Source organism: Novosphingobium sp. PC22D, from assembly GCF_002556635.1.
GTDB lineage: Bacteria > Pseudomonadota > Alphaproteobacteria > Sphingomonadales > Sphingomonadaceae > Novosphingobium.
This window is the reverse complement of the sequence record NZ_MWMO01000057.1, coordinates 1-553: the sequence shown is the minus strand read 5'-3', so window position 1 is coordinate 553 and position 553 is coordinate 1. Positions and strand designations below refer to the sequence as shown.

The window sequence follows — 553 nt, the reverse complement described above, 5'->3', positions numbered from 1 at the left end:
ATCTGGCGGTTCTGCATCGACCAGCCCACCACTCGGCGGGAGTAAAGGTCGATCACCACCGCCAGATAGGCAAAGCCCTCCTGCGTCCTGATGTAGGTGATGTCGGTCACCCATGTCTTGTCGGGTGCCGCGACATCGAACTGGCGGGCCAGCGTATTGTCGACCACCCTGGATGGCTTGCCACCATAGCTGCCCGGCCTGCGCTTGTAGCCGATCCTCGCTTTAATACCCGCCAGACTGGCGAGACGCGCCACGCGGTTCGGGCAGCAAGTCTCGCCCTGATCGAGCAGGTCGTCATGCAGCTTGCGATAGCCATAGACCTTGCCGCTGTCTTCCCATGCCTGCCGGAGCAGCTCGGTCTGCCGAGCATCTTCCTTCGCCCGTCTGCTCAACGGGTTCTTCAACCAGGCGTAGAAGCCGCTGGGCTGGATGCGCAGACACCGGCACATCGCGCGCACCGGGAACAGCGTGCGATGCTCGGCAACGAACGCGTATCTCACTTTGCATCCCTGGCGGAACGAAGTGGCCAAAGGTCAAATACGCGGTGGCTTTT

1 pseudogene is annotated in these 553 nt (G+C 61.8%); it reads right to left on the bottom strand.

The features are described from left to right. A pseudogene (locus B2G71_RS23600) lies at positions 1-515 on the bottom strand (IS3 family transposase); the annotation flags it as partial. Positions 516-553 lie beyond the last annotated feature (38 nt).